The organism is Rhizobium sp. R339 (genome assembly GCF_002211395.1).
Taxonomy (GTDB): Bacteria; Pseudomonadota; Alphaproteobacteria; order Rhizobiales; family Rhizobiaceae; genus Rhizobium.
Window position 1 is genome coordinate 1 of the sequence record NZ_LOKV01000008.1, and the last position, 21,669, is coordinate 21,669.

General features: G+C 59.2%; 20 protein-coding genes and 1 pseudogene. 15 read left to right on the forward strand and 6 right to left on the reverse strand.

What is annotated here, in order from left to right:
* A partial coding sequence (locus ATY76_RS11560; RefSeq protein WP_141105010.1) for a helix-turn-helix domain-containing protein occupies positions 1-227 on the reverse strand: 227 nt, incomplete at its 3' end.
* 229 nt (positions 228-456) lie between these two features.
* Positions 457-1,056: a TetR/AcrR family transcriptional regulator gene (locus ATY76_RS11565; RefSeq protein WP_088674907.1), complete on the reverse strand. Its 600-nt coding sequence runs from the start codon at positions 1,054-1,056 to the stop codon at positions 457-459.
* A gap of 103 nt (positions 1,057-1,159) precedes the next feature.
* Here ATY76_RS11565 and ATY76_RS11570 point away from each other — a divergent pair, with 103 nt between their 5' ends.
* Positions 1,160-2,218 (forward strand): saccharopine dehydrogenase NADP-binding domain-containing protein, encoded by a 1,059-nt coding sequence (locus tag ATY76_RS11570; protein WP_088674908.1) that lies wholly within the window; start codon positions 1,160-1,162, stop codon positions 2,216-2,218.
* A gap of 92 nt (positions 2,219-2,310) precedes the next feature.
* Here ATY76_RS11570 and yghX read toward each other — a convergent pair whose 3' ends face one another.
* Positions 2,311-3,198, reverse strand: a complete 888-nt coding sequence (gene yghX / locus ATY76_RS11575; RefSeq protein WP_088674909.1) for a YghX family hydrolase — start codon at positions 3,196-3,198, stop codon at positions 2,311-2,313.
* Between the two features lie 320 nt (positions 3,199-3,518).
* Here yghX and ATY76_RS11580 point away from each other — a divergent pair, with 320 nt between their 5' ends.
* From ATY76_RS11580 to ATY76_RS11625, 9 genes and pseudogenes are all read left to right on the forward strand, one after another.
* A complete protein-coding gene (locus ATY76_RS11580) occupies positions 3,519-4,676 on the forward strand; it encodes a Gfo/Idh/MocA family oxidoreductase (RefSeq protein ID WP_088675036.1) in 1,158 nt (385 codons plus the stop codon).
* A 13-nt stretch (positions 4,677-4,689) separates the two neighbouring features.
* On the forward strand, positions 4,690-5,574 hold the full coding sequence (locus ATY76_RS11585; RefSeq protein ID WP_088674910.1) for a sugar ABC transporter permease: 885 nt from the start codon (positions 4,690-4,692) through the stop codon (positions 5,572-5,574).
* The gene (locus tag ATY76_RS11590) at positions 5,571-6,428 is read left to right on the forward strand and encodes a carbohydrate ABC transporter permease (RefSeq protein ID WP_088674911.1); all 858 of its coding nucleotides are present in this window, start codon (positions 5,571-5,573) and stop codon (positions 6,426-6,428) included. The genes ATY76_RS11585 and ATY76_RS11590 overlap by 4 nt, the downstream gene beginning before the upstream one ends.
* A 74-nt stretch (positions 6,429-6,502) precedes the next feature.
* Entirely contained in the window at positions 6,503-7,708 is a 1,206-nt protein-coding gene (locus tag ATY76_RS11595) for an ABC transporter substrate-binding protein (protein ID WP_088674912.1), read from the forward strand.
* Positions 7,709-7,792: 84 nt separating this feature from the next.
* Entirely contained in the window at positions 7,793-8,926 is a 1,134-nt protein-coding gene (gene ugpC / locus ATY76_RS11600) for a sn-glycerol-3-phosphate ABC transporter ATP-binding protein UgpC (RefSeq protein ID WP_088674913.1), read from the forward strand.
* Between the two features lie 274 nt (positions 8,927-9,200).
* Positions 9,201-9,377 (forward strand): annotated as a pseudogene (locus ATY76_RS34115) (DNA adenine methylase); the annotation flags it as partial.
* 94 nt (positions 9,378-9,471) lie between these two features.
* Positions 9,472-10,323, forward strand: a complete 852-nt coding sequence (locus tag ATY76_RS11615; protein ID WP_088674914.1) for a hypothetical protein — start codon at positions 9,472-9,474, stop codon at positions 10,321-10,323.
* Positions 10,324-10,876: 553 nt separating this feature from the next.
* Positions 10,877-12,256 (forward strand): AAA family ATPase, encoded by a 1,380-nt coding sequence (locus tag ATY76_RS11620; protein ID WP_190233635.1) that lies wholly within the window; start codon positions 10,877-10,879, stop codon positions 12,254-12,256.
* On the forward strand, positions 12,256-13,224 hold the full coding sequence (locus ATY76_RS11625) for a DUF4435 domain-containing protein (RefSeq protein WP_088674916.1): 969 nt from the start codon (positions 12,256-12,258) through the stop codon (positions 13,222-13,224). The genes ATY76_RS11620 and ATY76_RS11625 overlap by 1 nt, the downstream gene beginning before the upstream one ends.
* A gap of 578 nt (positions 13,225-13,802) precedes the next feature.
* Here ATY76_RS11625 and ATY76_RS11630 read toward each other — a convergent pair.
* Genes ATY76_RS11630 through ATY76_RS11640 form a run of 3 tightly spaced genes read right to left on the reverse strand, consistent with a single transcriptional unit; the run spans position 13,803 to position 16,892 of the window.
* Positions 13,803-14,903, reverse strand: a complete 1,101-nt coding sequence (locus ATY76_RS11630; RefSeq protein WP_088674917.1) for a D-TA family PLP-dependent enzyme — start codon at positions 14,901-14,903, stop codon at positions 13,803-13,805.
* On the reverse strand, positions 14,904-16,379 hold the full coding sequence (locus tag ATY76_RS11635; protein WP_088674918.1) for a M81 family metallopeptidase: 1,476 nt from the start codon (positions 16,377-16,379) through the stop codon (positions 14,904-14,906).
* A gap of 30 nt (positions 16,380-16,409) precedes the next feature.
* The gene (locus tag ATY76_RS11640; RefSeq protein ID WP_088674919.1) at positions 16,410-16,892 is read right to left on the reverse strand and encodes a hypothetical protein; all 483 of its coding nucleotides are present in this window, start codon (positions 16,890-16,892) and stop codon (positions 16,410-16,412) included.
* Between the two features lie 111 nt (positions 16,893-17,003).
* Between ATY76_RS11640 and ATY76_RS11645 the strand changes: the two genes are divergently transcribed.
* From ATY76_RS11645 to ATY76_RS11665, 5 genes are all read left to right on the forward strand, one after another.
* Positions 17,004-17,393 carry a RidA family protein gene (locus tag ATY76_RS11645; protein WP_071091593.1) on the forward strand — a complete coding sequence of 130 codons (390 nt, stop codon included), beginning with the start codon at positions 17,004-17,006 and terminating at the stop codon, positions 17,391-17,393.
* Between the two features lie 21 nt (positions 17,394-17,414).
* Positions 17,415-18,278, forward strand: a complete 864-nt coding sequence (locus tag ATY76_RS11650; protein ID WP_088674920.1) for a MurR/RpiR family transcriptional regulator — start codon at positions 17,415-17,417, stop codon at positions 18,276-18,278.
* Between the two features lie 25 nt (positions 18,279-18,303).
* Entirely contained in the window at positions 18,304-19,080 is a 777-nt protein-coding gene (locus tag ATY76_RS11655; RefSeq protein ID WP_088674921.1) for an SDR family oxidoreductase, read from the forward strand.
* 103 nt (positions 19,081-19,183) lie between these two features.
* Positions 19,184-20,380 carry an MFS transporter gene (locus tag ATY76_RS11660; protein WP_088674922.1) on the forward strand — a complete coding sequence of 399 codons (1,197 nt, stop codon included), beginning with the start codon at positions 19,184-19,186 and terminating at the stop codon, positions 20,378-20,380.
* A gap of 86 nt (positions 20,381-20,466) precedes the next feature.
* On the forward strand, positions 20,467-21,669 hold the full coding sequence (locus ATY76_RS11665) for an ROK family transcriptional regulator (protein ID WP_088674923.1): 1,203 nt from the start codon (positions 20,467-20,469) through the stop codon (positions 21,667-21,669).

The window sequence follows — 21,669 nt, forward strand, 5'->3', positions numbered from 1 at the left end:
AGGCGCTGCCGCCGGTCCTTGGCGATGTCGTTGGCAACCGTCGAGAAATAGCCGCTATATTCGGGAAGCTCGCGATCATGGAATGTATTGCGCCTGATCTCGCGATAGATCGTCGAGCGGTGCCGGCTGAGCTGGCGCGCCATCTCATTGACCGGCACCTTGCGTTCGACAAGCTGGTGCAGGCGACGGCGATCGGCGAGGGTCAGTAGCAAATAGCATCGCGACATTCCAAAATCTCCAAACGGAAGCCATTGTTTTTCTGGCACGTCGCGCTTGGAAATAGAATGTACCATCTAAGATTGCAGAAGTGGCATAAGGCAGGTTATGGAACATTCCGGTATCAAGCAGACGCGTGGCGGTACACGGCTGAGCCCGCAAGCCGACAAATGTCGGGAACTGTTGAGCCCGATGTATGCCAATTCCTGTCGCCCCATTTCGTCGCTCTAGGAATGTGCCTTAGGTGTCGCGACCAGCGGCGATCAGCGCGTGCGCGGCATCGCGGAGCAAACCCGTCGCCTCGCCGGGTTCGAAGACCTGCATGCTGACAAAGGCGCCGTTGATCAGGACCGCGAGCTGCCCGGCAAGCCGGTCGGGCGCAGCAACCGCCAGTTTGCCGGCGATGGTCTTTAGGCGGCGCCGCATTTCGCGCATATGGGCTTCGGCAACCTTGCGGGCCGGGTGACCGGCTTCCGGAAACTCGGCAGCGGTGTTGATCTGCGGGCAGCCTCGGTAATTGTCGCGCCCGACCCGTTCGCCGATCCACTCGAAATGGGCGTCGAGTTCGGCCGAAGCGTCATCCGCATGTTGCGTGCTCACCCGGTCCCAAGTGCTCCAGAAATCCAGATCCTCGCGCTTGAGAAAGGCGGCAATCAAATCGTCCTTTGTGCCGAAATGGCGGTAAAGACTGGTCTTGGCGACACCGGATTTTTCCACCACCAGATCGACACCAACGGCGCGGACGCCACGCCGGTAGAAGAGCTCCGACGCCGTTTCGAGAATTCTGTCCCGGACCTCGTTGACGGCAGTGGCCGGTGCGTTCGCTGTGCTTTTCGTCATTCGCTTATCTCCAATTCAGGCACACTAGCAGAAAGTTTGTTGACACGCTACAGACCTGTATGTTTTATAGAAGGCAGACAGGTCTGTAGCGCAAGGGGAAGCAATGACCATGGATCACGCCGACATCATCAGAACATCCCAAGCCGTCGCGGTCTTCGGCGCGAACGGCCATACCGGCCGGTTTGTCGTCACCGAACTGTTGCGGCGCGGGCTGAAACCGATTGCCATCGGACGGAGTATCGAGCGGCTGGCGGAAGCGGGTTTTCCGGACCGTGGCGTCGAATGCCGCGAAGCAGCGATAGAGGATGACGCGGCGCTCGACAGGGCTCTCGCCGAAGCGGCGGTGGTCATCAACTGCGCCGGCCCGTTCATGGAGACGGCCGATGCGGTCATAGGTGCCGCGTTGCGGGCCGGCATCCACTATCTCGACGTGACCGCTGAGCAGCCGAGCGCGCAGGCCACGTTCGACCGGCATGGTGCTGCTGCCGAAAAAGCGGGCGTAGTCGTCATCCCGGCCATGGGATTTTACGGCGGTCTGGCCGATCTGCTGGTGTCAGTGCTGATGGACGAATGGCAGGACGCAGACACTGTCGAAATTCGCGTCGCGCTCGACAGCTGGCTGCCCACGAAGGGCACGCGCGTGACGGGGGAGAAGAACAAGGCACAGCGCCTGGCCGTCAACGGCGGGCAGCTTGGGCCTGTGCCTCAGCCGGCGGCCGAGATAGTGTCTGTTTTACCAGCCCCGTTCGGCCGGCAGACATTGGTCGAGCTTCCATTTTCCGAAGTGCCGCTCATCGCCCGCCACATCAGGACAAGGGAGCTGCATACCTTCCTCAGCACGACAGCGCTGCGAGATGTTCGCGATCCGTCGACGCCCCCGCCCCAGGCCATCGATGAAACCGGGCGTTCGGCGCAGCGCTTCGTCGTTGAAGCGATCGTCACGCGAGGCGGCCTACGCCGCCGAATTCTCGCCCAGGGACAGGACATCTATGCCGTCACGGCGCCGATCATCTGCGAAGCAGTCCAGCGCATCCTGTCGGGCGACGTCCGCGATACCGGCGCGAAACCACCGGCTGCCATCTTTGATGCTGCGAGTTTCCTGCGGGCACTCGGCTCGAACCTGCTGGTTGAGACATCGGAAACCTCAAGTCTTCGCGCATAACTCGGGGACCCGATACGACATTTGCCAGTCAAATCGCCGGGCCGATGCGGGCCGGCGGGGATGCCTCCCCGCCGCATCAGGCAACGGCCTTCTCAGGCGAGATATTTCTTGAACCAGTCGACCGTCCGCTGCCATGCGAGCGTAGCGGCCGCTTCGTCGTAGCGCGGCGTGGAATCGTTGTGGAAGCCGTGATTGACGTCGGGATAGACATAGGCCTCGTAGGTCTTCCCTGCTGATTTCAGCGCCGCCTCATAGGCGGGCCAGCCTTCGTTGATGCCCTTGTCCAGGCCGGCATAATGAAGAAGCAGTGGCGCCTTGATCTTCGGCACGTCCTCGGCGCGCGGCTGCCGGCCGTAGAAGGGCACGGCGGCGGCAAGCTCGGGATAGGCCACCGCCGCGGCGTTGGAAACGCCGCCGCCGTAGCAGAAGCCGGTGATGCCGACTTTGCCGGTGGTGAGGTCGCTCTGCATCAGAAACTCGACTGCGGCGAAGAAGTCGTTCATCAGCTTTTCCGGATCCACCTTCTGCTGGAGTTCCCTTCCCTTTTCGTCATTGCCGGGATAGCCGCCGACCGAAGTCAGGCCATCCGGCGCAAGGGCGATGAAGCCGGCCTTCGCCACGCGCCGCGCCACATCCTCGATATAAGGGTTGAGGCCTCTGTTCTCGTGAACGACGACCACGCCGGCGACCTTGACGGTGGCGTTTTTGGGGCGGACGAGATAGCCGCGGACATCGCCGTTTCCTTTCGGCGAGGGATAGGTGATGTATTCGGCGGATATGTCGGGATCGGTGAACTCGACCTGGGTCGCCAGCGCATAATTGGGGCTGAGCGATGCCAGAATGGCGGCTGCCGTCACGCCGCCGACCGCAAACTTGGCGGCCCGGTCGAGAAACTCGCGCTTGGTGATCTTCCCGTGCGCGTAATAATCGTAGAGTTCGAGAAGTTCCTGCGGGAAATCCTTGGCTGTCATACGGGTCATGATGGCTCCTCCTGGCCTCGGGTTCTCAACGCATCCTACACGCGCGGGATAACGTGTCTTTTCAACCTTTCGCGAGCACTTGCGTGATCTTGCGGACGGTCGTTCACGCCTTGCAGCAAGAGGGATCGGCATCCGCCGTCCGTTCTTCGAGGCGCGGCCCTGTGCGCACCCGGTCCCTCGCGGCCCGGAATCGGCGGCCGCCTACCCATTCATGAAAATTAATTTCATACGCGCCCCGCGGCGCCCGTTTTCTATTGACGCCCCCTGTTTTTTGTCCCAACTTAAAGAAAATAAATTACTTAACTGGGAACATGATCGGCATGAAAGTAGGAATCATCGGGCTCGGATTCCGGCTGGGTTATCTCGGCTATGTCTTCAAGGCGATCGACAGCAGCTTCGACATCGTCGGCTATGTGGATCCTGATCCCGCCGGGCTTCCCGGATTGACGGAAAAGGGCATTTCGGTCGGTAAGGCCTATGGTTCGCCGGAAGAGCTTCTCGCTTCCGAAAAGCTAGATCTCTTAATGATCGGCTCTCCCAATCACATGCATCTCGACCATATCAGGCTCGGGCTTCAGGCCGGCCTGAAGGTCTTCTGTGAAAAGCCGATCGTCACGACGATTGCCGAAAGCATCGAGCTTGCCCATCTGATGGCGAAGTTCGGCCATGAGCGGCTGATGGTCGGCCTGGTGCTGCGTTACTCCCCGCTTTACAAGGATCTGCGCGCCATCCAGGCCGAGGGCACGCTTGGCCAGATCGTCTCGATCGAGGCCTCCGAACATATCGAGCCCTATCACGGCGCCTTCTTCATGCGCGACTGGCGCCGCTACGAGCGCTATTCCGGCAGCTTCATGCTGGAGAAATGCTGCCACGACCTCGACCTTTATAATGGCGTCGTCGGCGCCCGGCCGGAGCGCGTCGCCAGTTTCGGCGGCCGCAAGAGCTTCATCCCCGCCAACGACCCGGCGCGCGAAGGTATCAACGATCTCGAACTTTTCCACCGCAAGCCGAGCGGCTGGATGGGATCGGACAAGGTCTTCGACAGCGATGCCGATATCATCGATTATCAGGTGGCGATCGTCGAATATGAGAATGGCGTCGGCATGAACTTCCACACCAATCTGAACGTGCCCGACCAGTTCCGCCGTTTCGCCATCATGGGTTCGCGCGGCATGGCCGAAGGCGATTTCGTCCGCGGCTATCTCGACGTCCACGAGCAGCTGACCGGCAAGAAGGTGGTCGAGAACAAATATGCCGCCACCGAACTCTCCCAGCATTACGGCGCCGACGAGCAGATGGCGAGCGACCTCTTGGAAAGCGTGCGCACCGGCCTTGAACTTCCCGTGTCCACGCTGAACGCGCTGGAAGCCGGCATCCTCGCATTGGCAATGGACGAGGCGAGGATGAAGAAGACGGTCGTCGACCTGCGTCCCGTCTGGGACCGCTTCGACGAGGCGCTCCACGCCAGAGCGGCTTGAGGAAGGCGGCAAGATGAGTGTCCAAAGAAGCGCCTTCATCTTCGCCTGGATCCTTCTTCTTCCGGCCGTTCTCTATGTTCTCGCCATCGTCGCCTATCCCCTCGTCGACACGTTCATCCTCTCCTTCACCGACGCGTCGCTGAAGAAGACCACCAATTGGGTCGGCTGGGTCAATTACCAGAAGATCTTCAACGCCACCTTTGCCGAGGTGATCCTGCGCACCTTCGTCTGGACCTTCTTCTCGGTCGCCCTGAAAATGGTGATCGGCACCTTCGGCGCCTGCATGCTGAACGCCGCCGTGCCCGGCCGCTCGCTGTTCCGGCTGTTGACCATGCCGCCATGGATCGTGCCGATGGCGATCGGCATCTTCATGTGGGGCTGGATGTATAATGGCCAGTTCGGGATGATTTCGGGCCTGCTGCAGCGCTTCGGCCTCGTCGACGGCCCGGTCGCCTTCCTCGCCTATGGCAGCACCGCCTTCTGGGCGACAATCGTCACGGACGTCTGGATCGGCGTGCCGCTGGTGACGATCTATTTTCTGGCGGCGATCCAGTCGATCCCGAAGGACCTCTACGAGGCCGCCTGGACCGACGGCGCCGGCCGCTGGTACCGCTTCCGCCGCATCACCCTGCCGCTGATGGTGCCGGCCATCATCACCATGTCGATGCTGTCGCTGATTGCCACCTTCAATTCGTTCGACATCATCTGGATCCTGACGCAGGGCGGCCCGAGCGGCGAGACGACGACGATGATCATCGATACCTATCAGACCGCGATCGGCTCGAAGAAATACGGAGAAGGTGCGGCGCGCGCCGTGCTGATCTGCATCTTCCTGTCGCTCTTCTGCTTCGCCTATTTCCGCGTCACCCGCCGCCTCAACCCGGAGAAGCGCGCATGAGCAGTGCTGCCATGATCGACCGTTACCGCTGGTGGGAGATCATCCTGATCTATTGCGGCATCGCGGTGTTCCTGTTCTTCGTGCTGGCGCCCTTCGTCGAGGGCTTCCTGGTGTCGCTGAAGCCGCTCGCCCAGCTCTTCTCCTCGCCCTATCGCTTCTGGCCGGAGAACGGCTCGTTCGAAGCCTACCGGACGATGTGGATCAGCGTGCCGGGCTTCGGGCGCTATATCTTCAACTCCTTCTTCATCTCGATCATCGTCACGCTGATCGTGCTCTGCCTCGTCATTCCGGCGGCTTACGCCTTCGCCAAGTTCGAATTCAAGGGCATGGGCATCCTGCTCGGCGCCTTCCTGACGGTGAACATGTTCTCCGGCGCCGTGCTTCTGATCCCGCTCTTCCGGCTGATGCGCAGCATGGGCGTGCTCAACACCTATCTCGCGATGATCGTGCCGGGTGTCGCTTTCCTCATCCCGTCGGCGATCTGGCTGCTGCGCACCTATATGATCCGCATTCCCCAGGAGCTCAACGAAGCCGCCTTCATGGATGGCGCCAGCCACTTCTACACGCTTCGCCGCGTCATCCTGCCCATTGCGATGCCGGGAATTATCGTCGTCGCCATCACCACCTTCATCGGCGCTTACGCCCAGCAATTCATCTTCGCGCTGACCTTCAACTCGAAGACCGAATACATGCCCTTGCCGGTGGGGCTCTTTGCTTACTTCGGCAAGCAGGAGGTCATCTGGAACGAACTGATGGCGGCTTCCTTCGTCGGCATCGCGCCGGCGATGGTCGTCATCTTCTTCCTTCAGCGTTACCTCGTCGGCGGCCTGACCGCCGGTGCGGTGAAACAATAAGACTAAGAAAAGAGTGAACAGCTAACAACCACGATGGGAGTCACGACGTGAGCATAACAATCAAAACAGGCCTTATGGCCCTCGCCTTGCTCGGTTCGACGGCATTGACGGCAGTCACTGCCCATGCGGCCGACAAGGAAATCAGCTGGATCTATTGCGGCGACACGATCGACCCGGTCCACACCAAATACATCAAGCAGTGGGAAGAAAAGAACGCGGGCTGGAAGGTCACGCCCGAGGTCGTCGGCTGGGCGCAGTGCCAGGACAAGGCAACGACGCTCGCCGCCGCCGGCACGCCGGTTGCCATGGCCTATGTCGGCTCGCGCACGCTGAAGGAATTCGCGCAGAACGATCTCATCGTTCCGGTGCCGATGACCGATGAGGAGAAGAAGGCTTACTATCCCCACATCGTCGACACGGTAACCTTCGAGGGCAACCAGTGGGGCGTTCCGATCGCCTTCTCCACCAAGGCGCTCTACTGGAACAAGGATCTCTTCAAGCAGGCCGGCCTCGACCCCGAGACGCCGCCGAAGACCTGGGCCGAAGAAATCGAGATGGCCAAAACCATCAAGGAAAAGACCGGCATTCCGGGCTTTGGCCTTTCCGCCAAGACCTTCGACAACACGATGCACCAGTTCATGCATTGGGTTTACACCAACAACGGCGCGGTGACGGATGCCGAAGGCAAGATCACGCTCGACAGCCCGCAGATTCTCGCCGCGCTGAAGGCCTACAAGGATATCGTCCCCTACTCCGAGGAAGGCCCGACGGCCTATGAGCAGAACGAAGTCCGCGCCATCTTCCTCGACGGCAAGGTCGCCATGATCCAGGCCGGGTCGGGCGCCGCTACCCGTCTGAAGGAGACGAAGATCAACTGGGGCATCACGACGTTGCCGCTCGGCCCCGATGCCAAGGGTCCCGGCACGCTGCTGATCACCGACAGCCTTGCGATCTTCAAGGGTTCGGGCGTCGAGGACAAGGCGACCGAGTTCGCCAAGTTCATCACCTCGCCGGATGTTCAGTCGGAATACGAACTGCAGGGCGGCGCCGGCCTCACTCCGCTGCGTCCCTCCGCAAAGGTCGATGAGTTCGTCGCCAAGGATCCCTACTGGAAGCCGCTCATCGAGGGCATCAGCTATGGTGGTCCCGAGCCGCTCTTCACCGACTATAAGGGCTTCCAGAACTCGATGATCGAGATGATCCAGTCCGTGGTGACGGGCAAGGCCGAACCGGAAGCCGCGCTGAAGAAGGCTGCCGGCGAAATCGAGGCCTTCAAGTAAGCGATCTCCCTGGGGTCGCGGCATCAGCCGCGGCCCCTCCCCTCTATCGAACGTGCGACGAAGGCCGCCGGCGGAGACAGATTTTTGGGACAGCTTCTTCTCAACAAAGTCCAGAAGTTCTATGGCGACTACGAGGTTCTGAAGGGCGTGCAGCTCGAGGTGAGGAACGGCGAGTTCGTCGTCTTCGTCGGCCCGTCAGGCTGCGGCAAGTCCACGCTCTTGCGCATGATCGCCGGTCTCGACGCGACGACGGCGGGCGATATCGTCATCGACGGCGTCAGGGTCAACGATCTGCCGCCGGTCAAGCGCGGCATCGCCATGGTGTTCCAGTCCTACGCGCTCTATCCGCATATGTCGGTTTTCGAAAACATCGCCTTCCCGCTGCGCGTCGAGAAGATGGAAGAGCAAAAGCTCAAGGCCAAGGTGGAAAATGCGGCCCGCATCCTCCACCTAGACCAGCGGCTGCAGCAGAAGCCCGGCATGCTTTCCGGCGGCCAGCGCCAGCGCGTCGCGATCGGCCGCGCGATCGTGCGCGAACCGAAGATCTTCCTGTTCGACGAGCCGCTCTCCAACCTCGACGCGGCGCTGCGCGCCGACATGCGCATCGAGCTTGCCAAGCTGCACCGGCAGCTGAAGGCGACGATGATCTATGTGACGCACGACCAGGTCGAAGCCATGACCATGGCCGACCGCATCGTCGTGCTCGACGCCGGCAATATCTCGCAGACCGGCGCGCCGCTGGAGCTTTACCACAAGCCCGCCAACAAATTCGTCGCCGGCTTCATCGGCAACCCGAAAATGAATTTTCTGCCCGTCACCTGCAAGGCCGTCAGCGCCGCCGGCGTCGAAGTCGATTATCTCGGCCAGACCGCCGTCCTGCCGGTGACCCCGCGCGATGGCATGGCCGGCAAGACCCTGACGCTCGGCATCCGACCGGAGCATATCCAGCTCAACGGCGGCGACATCGTCTTTACCGTCACGCCGACGGTGATCGAGCGCCTCGGTGCCAATACGGTCGCCTATGCCTCGCTCAACGGCGAGGCCGAGAATTTCTGCGCCATGCTCCCCGGCAGCGTCGGCATCCGTGCGGATGCGCCTGTTTCGACCGGCATCAATGCCGCCGATTGCCATCTGTTCGATGAGGCGGGCGTTGCGTTTGAGCGGCGCGTGGAGCTGACCGAAATCGATATGAATGTGATCAACCCGACGGCGGCTTGAAGCGGCAGGCTCTGTGTTGGCGGTTCGTCTTGCCAGGGCACTTCCGGGGCGAAATGACACCCGGGCAATTGCGGCTGCCCGCCGGAAGGGAGTTAGGTTTTTTCATCCACTAACGTCGTTGGACAATCTCCTGCAGATGGACGAGTCGGGCCCATTGCGGACAGAGTGGTAGCCCTGGAGGGACTCGCCCCCTAACCAAGCGGTTATGAGCCGCCGGCTCTAACCATTGAGCTACGGGCCCCCTGACGCCAGTGGTGGGCGCCGAGGTGTCGAAGATCGTTACGATCGACCCGGGACTTTGTTCTATCTTGATCCGGCTTACTTTGGGAACGAAGGGGACTATGGAAAAGCGCTTTTCGGTCGGGACCAGTTCGAAGCCATGGCGATCAGATTGCGACACCTGAAGGGGCGCTTCATCTTCTCGATTAATGATGTTCCTGATATCCGTGATTTAGCGGCTGTATAATTCAAACAGTTTTTCGAGCGAGCATTGTAAGAAAATTAACCCGATCTGAACGCTCACTTTGAATGAAGGATAGCTAAGCATGTCGGCCGAAGATGCCACCAAGAATACAAATGGAAAGCGCAAAACTTGTTTCGTCGTTGGACCGATCGGGGCCGCTGGTAGCGTGTCGCGAAATCATGCGGATTGGTTGCTCAAAGGCGTGATTTTGCCAACATTCAAAGAGCACTTTCCCGATTTTGATGTTGTTCGCTCCGATAGAATTAACGAGCCGGGTATGATCGATGCCCAAATGATCGGATATCTATTAGACGCCGAATTGGTGGTTGCGGACATGAGTGAGCACAATGCCAATGCGTTTTACGAAATGGGTATTCGTCATATGGCAGCATTGCCCATAATTCACATGTTCAAGAAAGGCACCGTCATTCCGTTCGATGTGAAGCCGTATAGGTCGATCGAATTCGACTATGCAGATCCTGACGATCTGGTGGCGGCAAAGACTGAGCTTAAAGCTTTTGTTGAACAAACCCAAAAGCCCGATTTCAAGGTCGACAATCCTATAACACGGGCGCGAGGTGTGATGAGGATTTCGGAGAATGCCACTCCGGAGATGCAGTTGGTCTGGCAAGAGCTCAATGATCTGAAGCGCCAAATTGCAGAGCGAGATTTTCAACAAATACCCAAGGCGGATGACGTCGAACTAAGGATTACTGTTCCCTTGGTTGAGCTCGACAGAGTGATTTCGTTGTTGCATTCGATAGAGTCCTACTCAGGGCTTAGTATTTCTCGAGGGCAAGATCCGGCGGTCATCCATGCGTCATTCGGACCAGCCATAAGGCGGGACGAACTCGTGCGGATCCAACGCCAGGTACGACATTCCCAGGGCTTCGTGACGGTGCTGTCATCTGGCTCAACCGATATTCTTTCTTAATTCAATGCCCTGGATTGGTTTGAGATAAAATTCCAAATTTTGGTATCAAGATTCCGGAAAGTCGTGTCCGGCTACAGCGCTCCAGCTTAACCGCGGAACTATCAGCGCCTTTAGATGTCTAAGGACAAAAAAATGGTAGGCCCGGAGGGAGCGCCCGCCATTGCTCAAAACCCTTAGAAAGCGAGCTTCCAAGATGGCTAGGGGGACGCGATGTCTCCCTTTTGTGTGGTTGCATTGCACAGGATGGTAGAGCATGCAACAGCCACAAGTGATCGCTGCGCGGCCTAAAGATGCCAAAGCCCAAAATTCTCGATACGAATGGTAGCTTGAAATGGTGCCGTTCGCAGGAAGCGTTTCCCGAGATCAAAGGCGTTGCGTACCAAGGGCTCTACGGGCGGGCAGTGAAACGCGATGTCTCACTTTATGGTCCAGTTTTATTCGAGCGGATAGCACGCGGCAAGTGCTCATGCTCCTTTACTCCCGACGGCCCTCATGTAATTACACGTTAAGGTTTGCAAGCTACTTGTTTTTAGCAGCGAGAATTGGACAGATTATGCAAAAATTGTTCCTCACAGGCTTTCACATCTCAAATTTGAATGGTCGTTCAAATGTTGACTTGGTTATAAAAGACAACACCCTAGTCCTAGTTGGAGAGAACGGGACAGGGAAAACGACAATACTTAGAATAATGTTCTATTTCCTTTCGGGTAGATTTTTCGAGCTTTCTAAATTTCGGTTTGATGAGATAAACGTATTCTTTGGAAAAAAGAAATTTTCGCTAAAGCACAAAGATATTCAGACCCCATTCCTTGAGGCGCCTGATCTTGCTCGCGTGCCGCCTAGCATGCGCAATAGGTGGAAGGCTCTGGAAGCCGAGGGCAGGTACGACGAATTGCGCGCTTTGGCTGAGCGCGTTATGCCAAGAACCTATAGAGAACAGCTGACGATGTTCGAAAATCAGGCGGTCGAAAAACTTGCTGAGCTGCAAGCCGAGATTGTCAAGATAATGAATTCGCAGATACTCTACCTGCCCACCTATCGGCGCATCGAAAGAGAGCTGACGAGCATTTACGCGGGAATTGATCCTGATGACCTTCGGAGAAACCGCCTGGCCAGCCAGTCCGATACTGATGACGTTTATATCGAACTAGTCGAGTTCGGAATGGCCGATGTCAAGCGGGCGATCGATACGGCACTACAACGAATTAGCGCTTTCGCTAATGCGGGTCTCAACACATTGACGTTGGGATACTTGGGCGAGGTCGTAAACCAGGACTATCGGACGACCGAACGGCCGGAGATTGCCACCGCATCACCGGAGACCGTGTCGGCTGTCCTTAACCGGGTGGGGACCACGATTTTGAACGAGGGTCAGAAGCAACACCTAAGAGAGATCATTACCAAGGCAAAATTAAATGCCAGCGCACCTACAGAACATGAACAAATAATATTTCACTACTTCTCAAAGCTACTTCGTTTTCAAAGTGAATTGCAGGAAAGAGAAAAAAGCATAACGGCATTCTGCGAGCTATGTTCCACCTATATTAGGGACAAGAGGTTCGTTTATGACGCGCAGACTTTTTCATTTCGCATAGAGTGGACTGGAGGGCAGAAGCCGCAAACCGTGCGAGGACCGAAAAGCGAAGGTGATGTTGCATTGTCTGACCTCTCGTCTGGCGAAAAGCAAATCGTGTCGCTTTTTAGTCACCTATATTTGGCTGGTCGCGAGAGATTTTTCGTGTTGATCGATGAGCCTGAGCTATCTCTCTCGGTGCCCTGGCAGCGCCGGTTCCTTGAAGACATACGAGATGGCGAATTTTGTTCAGGCCTTATCGCAGTTACGCATTCGCCCTTCATCTATGACAATAGCCTCAGAAAGAGCACGCATGCTCTCGGCGAATTCGTTAGCGGGCCGGACTGGGGTAATCTTTAATGAGCATGCTTGATGTCCATGCAGCGGCCCTCCAAACCATAAATGAAGCTCATCATACCTTTCTTCTTAAGTACAAGAAAATCGCACGGAAAGTGTATGGTTTCACAGAGGGTAAAGAAGATCCTATGTTCTATAGGAGCTTGATTGAAGCCATTCTACCTCCGGACTGGTCGGTTGAACTGATTTCTTGCGGTGGAAGAGAAAAGGTAGTTGGCGCATACCAATCTTTTGATTGGACTGAATTCCCAAAGAAACGCATTTGTTTCTTCTTGGATCGCGATCTCACGAACTATATACCGCCAGAGATAGATATCGCTGATTGCAACGTCTATGTTACAGATGGATATAGTATTGAAAACAGTATTGTAAATTTCGGCCTTTGCGAGAGAATGCTCATTGAGGTGTTCAAAGTTGATAAAATTTCTGGCGAGGAGCAAGTTATCCTCGAACGCTTATTCAATACGTCTCTAAATAGCTACAAGTTATCACTCACCCCGTTGATGTCGCAAATCCTGCATTGGCGGCAAAAAAAGGTGGTTGCGCCTTTGAATAACGTTAATCTGAGCGCCCTCTTCAGCGTCGAGGACGGTCAGCTTGCAGTGAAAGTTGGAACAGATGACATGCTTCGGCTTTCTGCAAATGACGTTGGCGCGCCATCATTAGATGCGGCATCGTATAGGTTCGCCGAGGCTCAATTTACATCTGATGGAAACTGCCATGAATATACTAGAGGTAAGTATCTATTATGGTTTTTGAGTGCATTTCTTGCCTCTGTGCACGAAAATTCATCGAAGTTTTGTTCTAAAATACAAGTAACTCCAAAAATGAACGTAACTGTTGGCAGCAAAAACTTGATGATCTATGCGGCTCCTCGCGCTCGATGCCCGCAAACACTTCGTTCCTTCATTAATGACAACTACATCGATTTTATCGAGAGCGGCGTGCATGCTATAAGCGCGAGTGGTTGACTCATCTGCGATACCAAAAATTTCTACGAGGGGCTGTCTAAGTACCTGAACTTGGCTGCTTCCCCCCATGGCACTAGGAGTTCCGCGCGCTAAATTCGTGTCGTGCAAAGACCGCGATCTTCCCTCTCAGCATTCGCCGTCGTTTGGAGGATATGGGAGGGACAGGGGGCCGCATAGGTATATCGTAGCGGGTGTTGGACGCGGCACGTTCTCCCTGTCTGCAAAGCCGCTCCAGCTTCTTCGTGTGCTGCATCGAACGGGCATCACCGGTACGGACAGCGATAGAGCCCGGAGCTGGATCATCACCGCCCTTCGTACACAAAGGTATAATTTTGCGTACACAGAAGGCCTTAGTCGTTTGCCCGATAGGGTTAAATGCTCTGTTTGGGCAAAGCCATCAGCGTAGAGAAACCCTTATGGCCGCTGATTGTTAGAACCTCGGCCATTTGCGTAACGAAGTCATCCGCTGCGCGGCGCATCTCGCAATATCAGCGACCGCATTCCTGCTCCGAGCCAGCAATTCACCAATAACTGCGCTCTTCGACGAGCAGGTTCATTTCGCCCTCGACCGACCCCCCCTACCAGACGAGGCCGCGAGCCGCGACCTCCTCCACCCGGGTCACCACGCCGCCCCGATGAAACACCATCGTGTCGAACAGGTTGGAGACCACGCAGGTGTGGTTCGGGATGATGAACAGCTTCTCGCCGATCTGCGGCCGGGGGCCGGTGCAGTTTGAGAGATCGATCACGCCGTGTTCTTCCGAGAGGCTGGTGATCCGGGCCTGGGGATAGCCGACGATCAGACCGTAATCGCTGAAGCCCTGGAGGTCCGAAGTCAGCGCCTTCGAGCCGGCGTCGATGACGGCGCGGTCGGCGTTGGGGCGGGAGACGACGGTTGCGAGCACATGCATGGCGCAATCGTCCTCGGTGCAATGGCCCATGCGCACCATCTGGCGGTCGTTGTAGATATAGGTGCCGGCGCGGTGTTCCGTGGCCGAGGTGACGAGGTGCGCCTCGAACAGGCTCGGCGTTCCGCCATTGCTGACGATTGGGCAGGCGATGCCTTCCGATTTCAGGCGGTTGACCGTCTCGGTGATGAAGGCTTCGACGCTCGCTGCCGACTGCGGCTTCGGATAGGTGACGATGCCGCCGAAGGTGAGGCCGTCGGCGGCGGCGATGCGCTTGGCGAGTGCTGCGGCCTCCTCCGGCGTCTGCACGCCGCAGCGGCTGCCGCCCGTATCGCATTCGACAAGCACGGTCAGCGGCTTGTGGCCGGAGAAATGCGCGGCGAGCCCGTCGACTGTCGTTTCGCTGTCGGCGACGACCTTGAGGGCCGGGATTTTCTCGTTCAGCCTGGCGAGGCGCTCGAGCTTCTGCTGGCCAAGGATGTTGAAGGTGATCAGGATGTCGCCGAAGCCGGCTTCGGCAAAGACTTCCGCTTCCGTGACCTTCTGGCAATTGATGCCCTTGGCGCCCGCGGCGACCTGCGCCACGGCGAGCGCCGGAATCTTGTGCGTCTTGATATGCGGGCGGAAGTTCAGCCCGTGCTCGTCCATATAGGATTGAACGCGGGCGATGTTTGCAGCCACCCGGTCCTCGTCGATGACAGGGCGCGGCGTCGAGAGATCGGCGATCCTATCACCTGCCTTGGCGACGACGGCGAACCTGTTGTCATGCATCTAGGCGGCTCCGCGTTCTGTCCCGTGTGGATCGGCCACGATCGGCCAAATGGTCTTCGGCGCCCGCCGGTAAGGCGTCGTCGCCGGATTATTGGGATAGGGCGTTCCGGCGGAGCAGTAAAGGATCTCCGACGCGATCTTCGAGAAGGACGCGAAGAAGTGATTGGTGGATTTGATCACCAGGATCTTCTGCTTGGTGGGATCGAGGCCCATCACCGAAAAGAGGCTCGGGTCGAAGCTCTGGGCGCGCGTCGAATTGAGGATGATGTCGATGCCGTTGAGAACGATGTGCGCGGCATCGCCGAAAGGCGCGAGGCTCTCGCCGAACTGCATCGCGGCATTCCTGACCAGCTTGACGACCTTCACCGTGCCGTCGATGGGGTTGCCGGTGCCGGGGGCCGACTTGGCGCCGAAGCGCAGCGGAATTTCCGCCCCCTCCCCTGCCGCAAAGCAAATCTGCACCGCAATCGGATCCCAGATGGTGCCGATCGCCGCACTCGTGACACCGCGCGCCATGAGTTCTGCGAGAACAACGGTTGCATCGCCTGCCGTGCCGCCGCCCGGATTGTCCCAGACATCGGCGATGACGACGGGCCATGCGGTGGCGGCGATCGCCCGCGAGACGGCTTCCTTCTCGTCGATCTGCGGGACCATGAACGTGCCGCGTTTGGAAAAGAGTTCGAGGCCGAGTTCGCGCGCCAAGGCGGCACCTTTTTCCGGCTTGTTGTCGGTGACGACGAGCAGCTTTGTTCCCATTTCGGGAACGTCGCCGACCATGAAGCCGTGGATTACCGAAATCGACAGGATCTCAGGGTCATCCTTCTCGATCCGCATGATCTTGTCGACGAAGGAGCGCATGGGCTCGCGCGAGGTCGGGAAGACGTCGATCATGCGGCAGTCGAACACCGACATGAGAGGCTTGGCCCGGCCTTCGAGCGTTTCGACCGCGATGCGCCAGAGATCCTCGGCGCGATCGACGAAATCGGTATGCGGAAATTCCTTGAAATAGACGGCGAAATCGAGCGCGGCGACGCGCTTTGCCGTGAGATGGCTATGCGGATCGAGCTCGGCGCAGATCAGGACGTCAGACCCGACGATCTCGCGCATGCGCTGGAGAAGGTCGCCTTCCGTATCCTCATAGCCCGCTGCCACCATGGCGCCATGCAGGCCCATGACGACGGCGTCGACCGGCATGGCCGCCCGGAGCTGGCCGAGGATTTCGTCGCGCAATCCCTCATAGGTCTCCCGGTTGACGAGGCCTGCCGGATCGGCCCAGGTGGCCGTTCCCTCGATCAGTTCCCAGCCCTTTTCCCTGGTCACGCGCCTTCCGACGGTGATCGGCGCGGTGCAGAGCGTCGGCGTTTCGGGATGCTGGCCGGGGGGCGCATAAAGCGAGGCTTCGAATGCGCGGCGATCCACGCAGATCGGGGAGAAAGTGTTGGTCTCGGTCGCCAGTGCTGCCGTGAAAATGCGCAAGAAAGTGGCCTTCGTGTTGGCGGCTCCGCTTCAACCCATCGGGTTCGGCAGGTAGCCGGTGAAACCTGAGATTTTCCAGCGTCCCTCGTGCAGCCTGCAATAATAGAGCGTCTGCCATTGCAGGACATCGCGGGTGCCGTCAGCCTTGGTAATGCCGCCGTCGAATTTCTTGCGCACCAGCGCCATGTCGCCTTCGATCTCGATATCCTCGAGCGTCGTCGTGGTGAAGATCGCCGTGCGCGGATCTTCCGCGAAGCTCTGTCCGGCGAAATCCTTCGCCTGCCTTAGCCATTCCTGGCGGTAGGCCGAAAGCGTCGGGAAAGCCAGGCGCCACTTGTCGGGGCTCACTTCCTTCCGGCCGTCGATGCCAATGAAGCCCTCTTCCACGAAATCATGCTCCACCATCGACCAGTCGGCGGCGAGGAACGCGTCGATATCGCGGGAAACGAGCATTTCCCAGATCGCGTGCCGAGCGCTGTCGGACGGGAAAGGATTCTTGAACGGATCGCGCATTTCGGCCCCGGATTGAAATTCTTTTCATAAATTGCGTTTTTCCCTGGTCAAATTCCGCTTTCTATGGTCACTTGTCAACTTATCAAGAAAATAATTTGCAAGGATTTGGGAATGCCTATCAAGCGCTATGGCACTGTTCAAACGGGCGCCGGCGGCAAGGCGCTGCCTTTCGCGCGCGCCGTCGAAGCCGATGGATGGCTCTACGTGTCAGGACAGGTTGCAATGGAGGATGGCGAGATCATCGACGGCAACATCATCGCGCAGACCCATAAGACGATCGCCAATGTTCTCGATATTCTCGAGGAGGCCGGGTATGGCGTCGAGGATGTCGTGCGCGTCGGCGTCTGGCTCGATGATCCCCGCGATTTCTGGACCTTCAATAAAATCTATCAGGAGTATTTCGGCGAACATCCGCCGGCACGCGCCTGTGTGCAATCCTCGATGATGGTCGATTGCAAGGTTGAGATCGATTGCGTGGCCTATAAGAAGAAGGGTGCATAGCAAATAAGGGCGGGAGCGGCTTTGGATATCTTTTCGACATTGCAGGAAGACAAAGGCCGGCTCTCTCCCTCCGAAAGCCGCATCGCCGAGATCATCGTCAACGATTTCGAATTTGCCGTAAACGCCTCGATCATCGAGCTTGCCGAGCGGGCCGAGGTATCGCCGCCGACCGTGACGCGCTTCTGCCGCCGGCTCGGCTGCGAGAGTTTTTCCGATTTCAAGGTGCAGCTCGCCCGCACCGCCCATATCGGCGTGCGCTACCTGAAGCCGGAATCGAAAAGCACCGATCCGGCCGATGTCGCCCAGGATATCATCACCAAGGCGCAGAACGCGCTGTTTCTCCTGCACCGCTCGCTCGATCTGGCCGCGATCGAAACCGCCGTCTCTCACATCGCCAAGGCCGATATGATCTACGCCTTCGGCTCGGGCGGCAATTCGTCGATGATCGCCGACGAGCTGCAGAACCGCCTCTTCCGTCTCGGGCTGCGCATTACCGCAAGTTCCGACCACAGCATGCAGCTGATGATGGCGGCCGCGGCGAAGTCGGGCGACGTGCTGATCGGCTCCTCCTTCTCGGGGCGCAACATGGAGCTGGTGCGCGCCTTCGAGCTTGCCCGCCAGGCCAAGGTCAAGACGATCGCGCTGACGCAGACGGCAAGCCCGGTTGCCAAGGCGGCGGAAATCGTCGTGCCGATCGACCTTCCCGAAGGCAACAATATCTATCGCCCGACCTCGACGCGCATCGCCTACATCGCCATGGTCGATATTCTGGCGAGCCTGATCGCCTATGCCGTTCAGCCGAAGGCGACGGCGACGCTGCGGCGCATCAAGCAGCAGCTTGTCCTGCACCGGGACGGCGACGACCGGCAATTGCTTGGAGACTGAAGCGCATGAACGGGAGCGACATCCAATGACCCAATCGGCAGCGATCGTGACCGGCGCGGCCGGCGATATCGGCGCGGCGATCGCCGCGCGGCTCGCCGACGACCATGATGTCGTGCTGCTCGCCGACATCGATGCTGCGGCCGCCGCCGCCGTGGCTTCGAAGCTCGGCCCGGCCGACCGCTTCGTGGCCGTCGGATGCGATGTGACCAGCGAGGCAAGCATATCCGAACTGGCAAAACGGGCTGAAAACGTCGGCGTCGTTCGAACCCTGGTCAACAATGCCGGCGCTGCCCGCGCGACCAGCCTGCACGATACGACGCCGGAGATCTGGCGGGCCGACAATGCGCTCAATCTCGAGGCGGCCTTCTTATGCTTTCGCGCCTTAGAGCCGATGCTGAAGGCCTCGAAGGGCTCTGTCGTCAACATCGCCTCGGTCAACGGCATGAACGTTTTCGGGCATCCGGCCTATAGCGCCGCCAAGGCCGGCCTTCTGCACTTCACCCGGCTGGTCGCCGTCGAATACGGCAAATTCGGCATCCGCTCCAATGCCGTCGCCCCCGGCACGGTGAAGACGCGGGCCTGGGAGGCGCGCGCCGCCGCCAATCCCAATGTGTTCGAGGAGGCGCGCCGCTGGTATCCGCTGCGGCGCGTCGTCGATCCCAAGGATGTCGCCAATGCCGTCGCCTTCCTGGCGGGTCCGCTGGCGGCCGCCATAACGGGAGTCTGCCTGCCCGTCGATTGCGGGCTGACGGCCGGCCAGGCGGAGCTTGCGCGGACATTTTCCCAATCGGAGCATTATTGACATTCAGGGCTGCGATCTCTGAGTTGAAACGATAGCATGACATGACCTTCCGGACTGCCCGCCGCGGCCGCGCCTGCCGATTTCCCTGACGATTGATGCCCCCATGAGTCGCCTCTTCCCCGACGTCTTCCGCAATCCGGCGATCCGCGCCAGCATGATCGCCATTTTCACCTTCGGAATGGCGGGGGCGATGACCGCGCCCTATCGTTCGATCGTCGGCATTCGCGAATTGGGCCTGAGCGATGGCCTCTATTCCTTCCTGAGCTTCGCCTCAGCGGCGGTGAACGTCATCGTCAGCGTCCTGCTCGGCAATCTTGCCGATCGCCTCGGCGAATATCGGTCGGCGATGATCGGCGCCTGCATTTTCGGCATCGTCGGTTACGGCATGGTCTATGCCTTTCCGAGCGCGGCCATCTTCGCCATCAGCGGGTTGCTGCCGCTGCCGATCTTCGGAGCGCTGAATTCGCTGCTGTTTGCCAATGCGCGCGCGGCGATGCAGGGCATGAACCGGAATGACATGGTAACGGCCAATTCAGGCGTGCGCGCGATGATCTCGCTCTCCTGGGTATTGATCCCGGGGATTACCGGCCTTGTGCTCTCCGGCGCATCGAGCATGCTGCCGGCCTATCTCTTTGCCGCCATCTCCTGCCTGCTATGCCAGGCTATCATCCTCTTCGCCTTGTCGAAGCGGACGGGAACGGAGATGGCCGCGACCCATCACCTCACCTATCTCGGTGCGCTCCGCCAGGTGGTTTCGCCGCGGATTTCGGCACATATTGCAGGGGTGGCGCTGATCACCAGCACGCTGCATCTCAACGACGCCCTTCTGCCGCTGATTGCCACCGGCGCGGCGCATGGCGCGCTCAGCGATGTCGGCATTCTCGTAGGCATCGTCGCATTGCTGGAGGTCGTCTTCATCATCGTCTGGTCGCGGATTGCGCGAAAGACCGGCCAGATGACGGCGCTTGCTGCCGGCACTGTCATCTATGCCATATTCCTCGGCCTTCTCGGTTTCGCCTCCGAGCCATGGCATCTCTATGCGCTTACCTCACTTGCCGGCATCGGTGCTGCGGCGATCATCAGCTTTCCGATCACCTATCTCCAGGATCTCATCGCCGATCGGCCGGGGCTCGGCAGCGCGCTCATCTCCGTGAATATCTTCGCGAGCGCCGGGATCGGCGCACTGGTTTTTGCCGCCGGCACGTCGGTTACGGGTTATTCCGGCACCGCCATCCTCAGCGCCGTCACCGGATTGGCGGGGATCGGCATCCTCGGCTTCCTGCAGAGGCGCAACGCCTAGCCGATCGATGGGCTCGGGAAATATCTGGCTTTCATCACCACCCGTCTTGTGACAAGGGTGATGCACCCACTTCCTTTGAAGGCCACATGAAGGCGATCTCCGGCACGAATCTCGAGCAGGCCAAGTCTCACAACCGGCGCGTTGTGATAGAGTTGATCCGCACGCACGGTTCGCTCTCGCGGGCTGCGATCGCCCGGATGACGGCGCTGACGCCGCAGACGGTTTCGAACATCGTCGAGGAGCTGGAGAGGTCGCACCTGCTCGTGGCCGCCGAGGCGCAGAAGCTGGCGCGCGGCCAGCCGATCATTCCCTACACGATCAATCCGCGCGGCGCCTATTCGATCGGTCTCGAACTTGGCCGCCAGCGCGCCAGCGGCGTCCTGACGGATCTGTCGGGCGCCGTTTGCGCCCGCATTGAACGCGATATCGAGCATCCCGATCCGCAAAGGGCGATGCCGGTGCTGCAAGCGATCGTCGAGGAGCTGCACCAAGCCTTCGCCTTCGACCGCAGCAGGCTGCTCGGCGTCGGCATGGCCCTGCCCGGCCGCTATGGCGATGGCGGCACCACCTCCCTCAGCCCGCACAGCCTGCCCGGCTGGCAGAGTTTTCCCGTCGGGCGCGAGCTGGAAGAGCGGGTGAAGGTGCCGGTGCTCGTCGAGAACGACGCGACGGCGGCGGCGATCGGCGAGCGTCTCCATGGCGTCGCCCGCGGTCTCGCCAGCTTCGTCTACCTCTTTCTCGCGGGCGGCGGCGGCATCGGCGCCGGCATGTTCCTTGACGGCCACCTCTATAAGGGCAGCCGCAACAATGCCGGCGAGATCGGGCACATCATCGTCGAGCCGCATGGCAAGCTCTGCAGCTGCGGCAAACGCGGCTGCCTGGATCGCTACGTCTCGCCGAGCGTCGCTTACGAATTCATAGGCATCGCGAATGCGCAGGAGCTTTCGCCCGACGAGCTCGACGCGCTGATCGCCAGGAGCGGCGACGGGCTGGACGCCTGGCTAGACCAGGCCGTCCAGCCGCTGCGGCAAACGGTCGATTTTCTCGAACTCGCCTTCGATCCGCAGACCGTCGTGCTCGGCGGCAGCATATCGACATCGCTGATGCGCCGGCTTGCCGAGCGGCTGGAGCCGCTGCACGTCCCGATCGATCCCGACCAAAAGCGGACGCTGCCGCGCGTCATGATCGGCATGACCGGCAAGGATACAGCGATCCTCGGCGCCGCCGCCCTGCCGATCTTTTCCGAAACCAATCCGCGCTTCGACGTGCTGCAGAAGCCGGTTGGCTAA